The following is a 7784-nucleotide window of genomic DNA, read 5'->3' as shown; positions in this document are numbered from 1 at the left end:
TTTTGGCGATTAACTTCCGATCAATAGCGAACTGCTTGCAGCAGCGCTTCGCTATCGCCCAAAAATAATTAAAAAATCACGTTAAAATGCCCGAAACCCATACCTCATATTTGGTTGATCCTGTCAATGCGTAAGTCCTAATAATTATGATTTGTACCTCATAATAATGAAATCTGCTGTATGTTCAAAACCAAGAAAAAAACCAAGTTGAATCAATTTTTGAGTTATTAAAAACAGCTTTATCAAATATCCAAGAATGTCAACGACGGGGGTTAAATGCTAAAGAATATGCGTTAAATAATTTTAGCTGCGATGCGATCGCACAACAAGTAATTCAAGCATATCAAGAAATTATGGCAGGAGCCAGGAGTCAGGAGTCAGAATAAAGAATTAATGGGATTGATATCCTCAGAGTTAAGAAACTTAAAATTTTGTTGCAATCTGCAAAATGTCCATAGGATAATAGTTGATTTGTGTCATACTGTCAAAGTAAAATAACTATCTTTTCTAATTACAGGGAATCTAGCATGGCTCTCCGTCTTGGTGATACAGTACCTAACTTTACACAAGCGTCTACACACGGCGACATCAATTTTTATGAATGGGCGGGTGATAGCTGGGTAGTATTATTTTCTCACCCTGCTGACTATACACCTGTTTGCACCACAGAATTAGGTACAGTTGCAAAGTTAAAACCCGAATTTGACAAACGCAACGTGAAAGCGATCGCTCTCAGTGTTGATGATGTAGAATCTCATAACGGTTGGGTAGGTGATATCGAAGAAACCCAAAACACCGCCCTCAACTACCCAATTTTGGCAGATGCAGACAAAAAGGTTTCTGACCTTTATGATATGATTCATCCTAACGCGGCCGCAAACATCACAGTGCGTTCTGTATTCATTATCGATCCCAACAAAAAATTACGTCTTTCTTTCACCTACCCCCCCAGCACTGGCCGCAACTTCGATGAATTATTGCGGGTCATTGACTCTTTACAATTGACAGATAACTACAGTGTTGCTACACCAGCAGACTGGAAAGATGGTGATGATTGTGTAATTGTTCCATCCTTAAAAGATCCCGAAGTTCTCAAAGAGAAATTTCCCAAAGGTTATCAAGAAATTAAACCTTATTTGCGGATGACTCCCCAACCCAATAAATAATTTTTAGGTAGCTATCAGCAGTCAGCAGTCAGCTAATAACAGCAATAACAAAGATTGAGAAATATTAATTTCTGGCTGATTACTGAAATTTTAGTAACATTAATATTCATGATCATGGTGGGTTAAAGATTTTATAACCCACCATTTTTTATATAATAAAATAAGTTAGATCAGCAAAGTAGGATTAAAGATAATGCTGTCATCACCTATAGTTTTTCAATTACCATCATCAGTTAAAATGACAGATGAACAATTTTTTGATTTCTGTCAAATTAACCGTAACTTACGCATTGAGAGGAATAAATTTGGAGAAATATCAATTATGTCACCAGCAGGATCAGAAACCGGAAACAGAGAGATTAATATTCTAGGACAGTTGTGGGTATGGACAGAAAAAGATGGTACGGGTATTGCTTTTTCTTCCAGTACAGGTTTTAAACTTTCCACAAGTGCAGAACGTTCTCCCGATGCTTCCTGGATAAAATTAGAAAGATGGAATACTTTGACACCAGAACAACAGAAAAAGTTTGCTCCTATTTGTCCAGATTTTATCATTGAATTAAGGTCAGCTTCCGATAATTTGCAACCATTAAAAGAGAAAATGGTGGAATACATGGAAGAACCCGGAATACAATTAGGATTATTAATTGATCGTAAACATCGCCGAGTTTATATTTATCGTCCTGGACAACCAGTGGAATGTTTAGAAAATCCTGAAACCGTAAATTGTGATCCTATTTTACCAGGGTTTGTGTTGAATATGGCGAAAATTTGGTGATTGTGATTGTTGCTTTCATGGAAAATATTAATATTCATTGAACAAATTTTATTTCATCTTTGGGAATTTTGATTCTAGAAATAGTTGATAAACAAAAAGTATTATAACCTACGCTTTTTGAGCTACTTTCAGGAAATGATGCACAAATTTTTCACCAGGGGAAGTGTAAAAGATTGTGAATAGATGCAAATAAAGGCAAAATTTGAAAGGGTAGAACTCAGATAGATTTGAATATGGATATAAAACAAGGATTTGTAGGTACTATTGGTAACACACCACTGATACGGTTAAACAGCTTTAGTGAAGAAACCGGTTGCGAAATTTTAGCCAAAGCAGAATTTCTCAATCCTGGTGGTTCTGTGAAAGATCGTGCTGCGCTTTATATTATCGAAGATGCAGAAAAAAAAGGTTTACTCAAACCCGGTGGTACAGTAGTAGAAGGAACTGCGGGTAATACAGGAATAGGATTAGCGCATATCTGTAATGCTAAAGGGTATAAATGCCTAATTATTATTCCCAATACCCAATCTCAAGAAAAAATAGACGCGCTGACAACATTAGGTGCGGAAGTTCGTCCTGTTCCGGCTGTACCCTACAAAGACCCTAATAATTACGTTAAATTATCTGGTAGAATTGCCACCGAGATGGAAAACGCCATTTGGGCAAATCAATTTGATAATTTAGCAAATCGTCAAGCCCATTACGAAACCACCGGTGAGGAAATTTGGCGACAAACAGAGGGTAAAATAGATGGTTGGGTAGCTGCAACCGGAACAGGTGGAACTTTCGCAGGTGTGGCAATGTGTTTGAAAGAAAAGAACCCCAATGTTAAATGTGTAGTTGCTGATCCGATGGGTAGCGGTTTATATAGCTATGTGAAAACCGGCGAAATCAAAATCGAAGGTAGTTCTATTACTGAAGGTATTGGTAATAGTAGAATTACCGCTAATATGGAAGGCGTACCCATTGATGATGCCATTCAAATTGATGATCAAGAAGCTTTACGAGTGGTTTATCAACTATTAAGAAAAGATGGTTTATTAATGGGTGGTTCAACAGGAATTAATGTTGGTGCTGCGGTGGCTTTAGCGAAACAATTGGGACCCGGACATACTATTGTGACTATTCTTTGTGACAGCGGATCTCGCTATCAATCACGGATATTTAACAAAGAATGGTTAGCCAGTAAAGGGTTGTCTGTTAGTTAAAGGGTTGATAAGATCCCCGACTTCTTTGATGATCGTGTCAATAAATTGTGAATTTATCGCAGAAGTCGGGGATCTGGGGATGATATTTTTGAAAGTTGATTTACTTAAAACTGATGAAATCCAAAATCCAAAATCCAAAATCTAAAATCTAAAATCCTATGAATCCCTACATTATTTTTTCTCAAACCAAACTTCAATGTGTGAGTGATGGCACTATAAAACCGTTGTTAGAAAATTGCGAAAGTGCTGCAAAAATCCTAGTTTTAGTATTGCCACAACTGGGAGATTTTGATAGTTTAGAATATGCCTGGTGGTTACAGCGAGAAGCGCAAAATTTAGCAAATCAAAAAATTGCTATTCGTGCAGTAGGTATTGGGAATCTCACTTCTGGAAGAAAATTCTGTGAATATACAGGATTTCCCCAAGAAAATTTATTTGTTGATGAAAATGCCGAATTACATCAAAAACTGAATCTTTATCCAGGTTTAAAAGTTTCTGTTCCTGGACTTTCTCTAGGTCAGAAATCTTGGTTAAATTTAATGTTAATGTGTGCAGGTATTGGTAGTCCTGGAACATTAAAAGAAGTTTTTCGAGGATACAAAGGAGATAAACAAGCACCCCAACTTATAGCAGATGATGAGATGATTGAAGGTACTCCTTTACCAGCTTTTAAAGGTTCGTTTTTTAAACTAGCTGGAGGTAGTGGTTTTCAACGTCCTTTTGAATTAGCTACTCTGCGACTAAAAAATATGGTAGAAGTATTAAAAAATTGGTCAACTTATGTGCCAAATTCTGCTTATTTAACTCAACGTGGTGGAACATTTTTATTTAATAATCAAGGTGAATTACTTTATGAACATCGAGATCCAGGAATTTTAGGTTTTGCTGCTAACATGAGTCAACCTCTATCTTTTTTATAAGGAGTTCAGTAGGGGCGAAGCATTCGGACAAAAATATTGGGAAAAAATCGAGAATTTATCACCCGAATGCTTCGCCCGTACAGGAGTCAGGAGTCAGGAGTTAAGATTTAAATTTTTTAGTTGACTGCTGATTTTTTGATCTTTTATAAGAGAATTGAAAATTTAGGTAATGAGTAATGTTAAATCTACCAACAGAAGATCAAGTAGAATCTACTAAATGTGTGCAGGTGTGTCAACATCGTAGCTGTATCAAACAAGGTGCAAAAGAAGTATTAGCAGCTTTTCAAGCTTTACCGATTCCCCATGTGACAGTTACAGCTAGTGGTTGCTTGGGTCAGTGTGGTAGTGGTCCAATGGTGCTAGTGTTACCTGAGATGGTGTGGTATTGTCGGGTTTTACCTCTGGAAGTACACCTAGTGGTAGAAAAACATTTAATAGGTGGTCAAAGAGTCCGCAGAATGCTATATCATCGTTTTCATCCTCAGAGATAATGCTGATGAAAAAATATCCGAAAACAGCATCTTGTTCACGGAAGCGAGAAAACTGATGGACATTAAGCAGCTACGCCAAGTTTTAAAATTAAAGTGGTTAACTTACTATCAAGAAAATATTTCTTGGTTAACAAAAATGCAAATTTGGCGCACCTATGATGGTGTGAGACGACCTTCATCTGGTTATATTTTAGCCACTCTCTCGGTTTTAGAACCGCGTTTACAGCACATACTTCCTTTTATTCTGGAGTTAAATAATAATCCTGATCAAATAGTCGCTGCTTTAGGGTTGAATTTTAATCCTGATGAGGAGTTGCGTTTATTAGAATTAGAAAAATCTTTAGCTAAAAACCAAATTGTTCACAAAAATTCTGTGACTTGTTCTCATACAGATACACAGATAAAACAAGATTTTCAGTCTAGGGTTGAACCGAAAAAAAAACAGGTATTGTTAAGAATTGTTCCCAGTGTTGAACACAAACAGCAATCTGTTTCTGCGGTGACAATTAGCAAACCAGTAGATCATCATTTTACCGCAGCTAGGGAAGAAATATCTCAGAAAACCCATAGATTAGGAATTGGGCGATTACCAAATATCACAGAACCAATTCCTATCAAATATCAATTTACAGGTCTTCCCGTCAAAGAAATTTCTTATATTTCTGCTACTACTAACGCCCGCAGTTTACCCGCTTGGATGGATGAATTTTGTCCAGGGGTGAATAGGTGACTGGGGACTGGTGACTGGGGACTGGGAAGAAAGCAGGGGGCAGGGTGCAGGGTGCAGGGGGAAAGGGGAAGTTAATAACCCAATCACCAATCACCAATCACCAATCACCAATCACCTATAATGGATATTCATGAGAAACAAAGGGGATGGAAACAACTTCTCCTTCACTGTTTCCTACTTGCACTTTTAACCCTACACCACCAGCTTTAGAACGAATGTAACCTAGTCCAAAATGACCTTCAGGGGTTTCTGTGTAACTGGTAAGTTTACCGACTTTTTCATCTCCTATGGTAATCACGCTTCCTGGTGCTGCGGGAGCGTTAAGACTAATTCCCCATAAATATTGTTTTACACCTTTATAGGTGTTTAATCTAGCAATAGTTTCTTGACCGATGTAACAACCTTTATTAAAAGATACAGTTTGCCACAAACCGATCTCTAAGGGATTATACTCATCAGTGATTTCTGCATCGGGTACAGGACGACCTTGTAATATTCGCAAAGTTTCCCAATGGCGATCGCTCAATTCTACCGCATCATATTCTAATATTTTCTCCCACAGTTTTTGTTTTTCCGCTACAGGGAAAATGAGAGTATATCCAGGGATAGCTAACCCACTACCCACGGCAAAAATCATATTATCAACCACAATGTGACTATTATTGGGTTTACCAATCAGTGAACCAGCCCCCAATTTTTCTACAATAGCATCGCTTTGGGGTCCGATGAGGCTAAAAGTTGCAGTTTCATCAGTGATATCGGTTAACGTTACCTTGTCTGCAAAAAATATGTAACGATCTAACCATGACATCAAAAATTCTCGCCGATGGGGTGAAACTAAAAGTAACACTGCATCATCGAGAACATAACCAGTTACTAAATCTATAGTTCTGGCTGTGGATGTAACCATTACAGTATCACAACCTTCACCTGGTTTGAGGCGTTGAAAATCATTGGTGCTTTGGTTGTGTAAAAACCGCAGACTGTCATCACTAGAAACACGGATGCGTCCCCAATGGGAGCGATCGCACACAGCAACTTTTTCTTTAGCTGCATGAATAGCTGCTGCATTTTTATTATCAATTGCAGATGTTGGCATAGTAATCAAGACTTACCCTATTTTCAGGTTTTTTACATCACAAATATTAACAAATATAGATACCTGCTTACCAGTGATGTTGATAATAAAACACCTGAGATGTATGGAGTTAATCCAAAATCTAAAATTTCAAATTTCTTAATCTACAACTCTAATTAAGCCTTTTTTTAAACCATCAAATACTTGATTGATTTGCATAATATGTTGATCTTGGCGCGTAATTCGGCGATTGGTAAATATGCGTTGCAAGATTGCTTCTAAATTGCTGGGATCTGAATTAGCTATAAATTGCATATTTCCACCTCGCAGTTTATTTATTTTCGATGCTAATCTATTCTAAAATATCAACTTTTGATAAAGTTTACATTCGTAGCGCTACGGAAACGCACAAAATTTAATCTAATTGCAAATTTGTAGCTTTAGGTTATTCATTTTTTCGGTAAAATAACTTAGATGTTTAAAAGTTCACAGGTTTATAAAATATGACATTAGCGGAAATTGGAATTATTGGTGGCAGTGGTTTATACAAAATGGAATCTCTGAAGGATGTAGAAGAAATAGAAATAGAAACACCTTTTGGCTCACCATCAGATGCGGTAATTATCGGCACTTTAGCAGATACAAAAGTTGCCTTTTTGGCTCGTCATGGTCGTAATCATACGTTATTACCTTCTGAATTGCCGTTCTGTGCCAATATCTATGCTATGAAGCAATTAGGAGTAAAATACTTAATTTCTGCTAGTGCAGTTGGTTCGTTGAAAGCAGAGGTAAAACCATTAGATATGGTAGTTCCAGATCAGTTTATTGACAGAACTAAAAACCGTATTTCCACGTTTTTTGGTGAAGGAATTGTAGCGCATATTGCATTTGGTGATCCAATTTGTAAAAATTTGGCGGCTGTTTTAGCTGATGCGATCGCTTCTCTAAATTTACCTGATGTCACTCTTCACCGTGAAGGTACTTATGTCTGTATGGAGGGTCCTGCATTTTCTACCAAAGCTGAATCAAATCTTTATCGCAGTTGGGGTGCAACAATTATTGGCATGACCAATTTACCAGAAGCAAAGTTAGCCAGAGAAGCGGAAATTGCTTATGCAACTTTGGCTTTAGTTACAGATTATGATTGTTGGCATCCAGATCATGATAATGTCACAGTAGAGATGGTGATTGGCAATTTACAACGCAATGGGGTAAATGCCCAAAAAGTAATTCAAGAAACTGTAAAGCGGTTAAGTGAAAACCCCCCTCAAAGTGATGCCCATTCTGCTTTGAAATATGCAATTTTGACAAATTTAGCAAATGCACCAGCCGCAACTAAGGAGAAGTTAAGTTTGTTGTTGGAGAAGTATTTATAGGGCATTGGGAATTGGGAATTGGGAATTGGGAATTGGG

The 7784-nt window shown here is 37.3% G+C and carries 9 protein-coding genes; 7 read left to right on the top strand and 2 right to left on the bottom strand.

The genetic code is table 11. From position 1 onward, the window contains the following. Window positions 1–527: 527 nt before the first annotated feature. From PN497_RS25100 to PN497_RS25075, 6 genes are all read left to right on the top strand, one after another. Window positions 528–1166: a peroxiredoxin gene (locus PN497_RS25100; RefSeq protein ID WP_096570672.1), complete on the top strand. Its 639-nt coding sequence runs from the start codon at window positions 528–530 to the stop codon at window positions 1164–1166. Between the two features lie 193 nt (window positions 1167–1359). Next, window positions 1360–1944 (top strand): Uma2 family endonuclease, encoded by a 585-nt coding sequence (locus PN497_RS25095; protein ID WP_096570674.1) that lies wholly within the window; start codon window positions 1360–1362, stop codon window positions 1942–1944. A gap of 233 nt (window positions 1945–2177) precedes the next feature. After that, complete coding sequence (locus PN497_RS25090) at window positions 2178–3152, top strand: cysteine synthase A (protein WP_096570676.1); 975 nt, start codon at window positions 2178–2180, stop codon at window positions 3150–3152. Between the two features lie 158 nt (window positions 3153–3310). Next, on the top strand, window positions 3311–4072 hold the full coding sequence (locus tag PN497_RS25085; RefSeq protein ID WP_096570678.1) for a peroxiredoxin-like family protein: 762 nt from the start codon (window positions 3311–3313) through the stop codon (window positions 4070–4072). Between the two features lie 176 nt (window positions 4073–4248). Then, entirely contained in the window at window positions 4249–4563 is a 315-nt protein-coding gene (locus PN497_RS25080; protein WP_096570680.1) for a (2Fe-2S) ferredoxin domain-containing protein, read from the top strand. 55 nt (window positions 4564–4618) lie between these two features. Next, window positions 4619–5293 carry a DUF5331 domain-containing protein gene (locus tag PN497_RS25075; RefSeq protein ID WP_096570682.1) on the top strand — a complete coding sequence of 225 codons (675 nt, stop codon included), beginning with the start codon at window positions 4619–4621 and terminating at the stop codon, window positions 5291–5293. Window positions 5294–5408: 115 nt separating this feature from the next. On the opposite strand, the gene ygfZ is transcribed toward PN497_RS25075, so the two are convergent. Further along, window positions 5409–6392: a CAF17-like 4Fe-4S cluster assembly/insertion protein YgfZ gene (gene ygfZ / locus PN497_RS25070; RefSeq protein WP_096570684.1), complete on the bottom strand. Its 984-nt coding sequence runs from the start codon at window positions 6390–6392 to the stop codon at window positions 5409–5411. Between the two features lie 138 nt (window positions 6393–6530). Beyond that, window positions 6531–6686, bottom strand: a complete 156-nt coding sequence (locus PN497_RS25065) for a hypothetical protein (protein ID WP_190648154.1) — start codon at window positions 6684–6686, stop codon at window positions 6531–6533. 188 nt (window positions 6687–6874) lie between these two features. Here PN497_RS25065 and PN497_RS25060 point away from each other — a divergent pair, with 188 nt between their 5' ends. Next, window positions 6875–7747 carry an S-methyl-5'-thioadenosine phosphorylase gene (locus PN497_RS25060; protein WP_096570686.1) on the top strand — a complete coding sequence of 291 codons (873 nt, stop codon included), beginning with the start codon at window positions 6875–6877 and terminating at the stop codon, window positions 7745–7747. Window positions 7748–7784: the final 37 nt, after the last annotated feature.

It is taken from the genome of Sphaerospermopsis kisseleviana CS-549 (genome assembly GCF_028329225.1).
GTDB classification, from domain to species: Bacteria; Cyanobacteriota; Cyanobacteriia; order Cyanobacteriales; family Nostocaceae; genus Sphaerospermopsis; species Sphaerospermopsis kisseleviana.
This window is presented reverse-complemented; position numbering and strand designations above follow the sequence as displayed.